Origin of the sequence: Microvirga massiliensis, from assembly GCF_001006805.1 — a bacterium.
Taxonomy (GTDB): Bacteria; Pseudomonadota; Alphaproteobacteria; order Rhizobiales; family Beijerinckiaceae; genus Microvirga; species Microvirga massiliensis.
This window is the reverse complement of sequence record NZ_LN811368.1, coordinates 119,695-122,945: the sequence shown is the minus strand read 5'-3', so window position 1 is coordinate 122,945 and position 3,251 is coordinate 119,695. Positions and strand designations below refer to the sequence as shown.

Below are 3,251 nucleotides of genomic sequence, written 5' to 3'. Positions count from 1 at the left end.
GGGAATCCCAGCGCGGTTCAACCCGAGCGAGTTCGAGCGCATCGCACGGCGCCACGGCGCGAAGGCCCGCTGGGTGCTGGACGCTTGGACTAAGACCTGGCTTGCACCAACCTTCCAGCACTGGAGTCTTGACGACGACCTGAGGCAGGTCCGTTGCCCAACCCTCGCCATCCACGGCGACCAGGACGAGTATGGGTCGCTGCGCCATCCTGAGCGTATCGCCGGGCTCACCTCCGGCCCGGCCAGGACCGTGATCGTGCCGGCGTGCGGGCACGTCCCCCATCGCGAGCAGCCGGAGCGAGTGCTTCGCGAAATCGCCCGATTTCTGGCGCCGGGCGACGGCGCTTCGGAGCCGAACCTGTAAGTGCCGGCGACATCGAGCCAGCCCGAGGAACTTCTCCTCGAAGTCGAGACCTGCAAGCTGGACTGAGATTGTGCAAAGGTCCCTGCGTGGCACAGAGCTGAAGCTGGTCTAATTTCCGCGTTGAGGCCGAGTGCGGTCATTCATGACCGTTCACAGCCCTGACTTCCGCCAACACAGCGAAACACGACAACTTCACCAGGACAGGTTCGGTGGCTGGCGGGCGAGAAACCAGGCTCGCAGATCGAAGGGGAAACTCGGTCATGAAGATCATCCCCGGCGCGCAGACCGGCGTCGACCGAGCCGCACTCGACGCGGCGATCGAAGCCGGTGTCACCTATGGAGGCTGGTGCCCGCGTGGGGGGTGGGCCGAGGACGCTCCCTGTCCACCCGGCGTGCTGGCGCACTATCCGCTACTCGGCGAGACGCCGCTCGCCGACCCCGCGCAGCGCACCGAATGGAACGTACGCGATGCCGACGCAACCCTGATCCTCGTTGCGACCGGCGGGGCGGCGGTCTCGAAAGGGACGGCGCTGGCCCAAGCGGCAGCACGACGGCACGGCAAGTCATGGCTCCAGGTCGACCTCGGCGAACCGGACGCTCTCGAACGGGTCGTCGTATGGCTGCGCACGCAGCAGGATGCCCACGGCCCGGATTTGGGTCTCAGCGTCGGCGGCCCGCGCGAAAGCGAAGCGTCCGGAATCTATCGGACGGCCAAGTCGTTCATCGCTGCTCTGCTTGACCAAGCGCAGGCGTAACTGGCGCTACTCCCGAGTGCTTGACCAAGCGGTCTGGAAGGGGATCGTTCAGGAGAGCGCGGGACCGCACACTGCTCTTCCCGAAGCCGTTCCACAACTCGCCGATCGGCACGTCCATTGGACATGTGCCGTGCGAGGCCTCCTCGCGGGGCCGATGGACTCTTGGGCTGCTCAAACGTCTTTCACACGCAGGACAGTGGCAGCAGGGGCTCTGGCTATGCGGATGTGATTTACCACTGCACAGCCAGAGGCCGCTTTGGCCCACAGGGCTATTGGCGGGAGGGGTTTCTTTTCAGCCACGGTGAAACAGAAACCCCGCGTGCGACTTGCCGGGTCAACTGACCATCTGCGAGCCAGAGCATAAACTCCTGCCCTTGCTCGGAGGGAGGGTTACATGACCCAGAGTCTGTCGTCCCGATCGAGCGTTCGTATCTATGGCGTCCTCGCGGCGCTCGCAGCCATTTTTCCGGTTTCAGCCATCGCGGACATGTCGACGGCCGTGCGACAGAGCTCGCACGAGGTGAGCGGTCTGCAGCAGCCCGCCGAACTCATCATCGATCAGTGGGGCATCGCGCACATCTACGCAGCCAGCACCCGCGATGCGATCTTCCTGCAGGGCTACAACGCCGCGCGCGACCGGCTCTGGCAGATCGACCTCTGGCGCAAGCGGGGGCTCGGCCTGCTCGCGAAAGATTTCGGGCCGACCTACGTCGCGCAAGATCGGGCCGCCCGCATGTTCCTCTATCGGGGTGACATGGACAAGGAATGGGCTGCCTACGGTCCCGATGCGAAAACCTATACCGACGCCTTCGTGGCCGGCGTCAACGCGTTCGTCGAGGAGGTGCGGAGTGGCCGGCGACCGATGCCGGTCGAGTTCAAGGTCGCGGGGAATCTGCCGGACCGCTGGAGCCCTGAGGATGTGGTACGCATCCGCAGCCACGGCCTGACCCGTAACGTCGAATCCGAGGTCACGCGGGCGCGGGTCGCCTGCGCAATGAGCCATGAGGCGGACCGGTTCCGCCGTGTCCTGGAACCACAATGGACGACCAAGATCCCGGAGGGGCTCGATCCCTGCGCGATCCCGCGAGAGGTGCTCAACGACTATCAGCTTGCCACGCGCGAGGTCACTTTCGCCCGACCCGGCCAGCAGCGGACCTCACTCGATCCCGTCACCGATGTCGGCTCGAACAACTGGACAATTGCGCCAAGCCACACGGTGACGGGCCGTCCGATCCTGGCGAACGATCCCCATCGGGCTCATGGCGTGCCGTCGCTGCGCTACATCGTGCATCTCAACGCACCCGGCCTCTCGGTGATCGGGGCGGGCGAACCGGCTCTGCCGGGCATCTCGATCGGGCACAACGACCAGATCGCGTTTGGCCTCACGATCTTCGCCATCGATCAGGAGGATCTCTTCGTCTACGAGACCAATCCCCAGAACCCCAACCAGTATCGCTATCGCGACGGATGGGAGGACATGAAACTCGTTCGCGAGACGATCGAGGTGAAGGGGGAAAGGGCACGCGAGGTCGAGTTGCGCTTCACGCGCCACGGGCCTGTCCTCTACGCCGAGCCTGCCCAGCGCCGGGCGTTCGCGATGCGCACGGTCTGGTTCGAGCCGGGGACGTCGGCCTACTTCAACTCCGCCGAGTATATGACCGCGAAGGACTGGAACGGCTTCAAGAAGGCGATGGCGAACTGGGGCGCACCGTCCGAGAACCAGGTCTACGCCGATACCTCCGGGAACATCGGCTGGATTGCCGGCGGGCGCTCGCCGCGCCGTCCGAACTGGGACGGTCTGATGCCGGTGCCTGGAGATGGTCGTTACGAGTGGTCCGGGTTCCTGAAAGGGGACGACCTGCCCCAGGTCTACAATCCGGAGTCGGGCTGGTTCGCGACGGCCAATGAGATGAACCTCCCGGCCGGCTATCCGGTGGCCGAGCGCAAGGTTGGGTTCGAGTGGTCGGACCCGTCGCGGATCACCCGCATCAAGGAAGTCCTCTCCTCCAAGGAGAAGATGACGCTCGCGGATTCCATGGCGCTCCAGACCGATGACTACACGGTCAACGGACGGCGACTCACCAAGCTTCTCGAGCCGCTGACCTCCACCGATGCGATGCTGAGCGAGGGCC

General features: G+C 65.0%; 3 protein-coding genes. All 3 read left to right on the top strand.

All coding sequences use genetic code 11. From position 1 onward, the window contains the following. Positions 1-364 (top strand): alpha/beta fold hydrolase (locus tag BN1233_RS48850; protein ID WP_046868876.1); only part of this gene is annotated, 364 nt, incomplete at its 5' end. Between the two features lie 260 nt (positions 365-624). Then, positions 625-1,119 carry a putative molybdenum carrier protein gene (locus BN1233_RS38115; RefSeq protein ID WP_046868875.1) on the top strand — a complete coding sequence of 165 codons (495 nt, stop codon included), beginning with the start codon at positions 625-627 and terminating at the stop codon, positions 1,117-1,119. A 394-nt stretch (positions 1,120-1,513) separates the two neighbouring features. Further along, positions 1,514-3,251: penicillin acylase family protein (locus tag BN1233_RS38110; RefSeq protein ID WP_046868874.1), on the top strand; the 1,738-nt coding region annotated here is incomplete at its 3' end.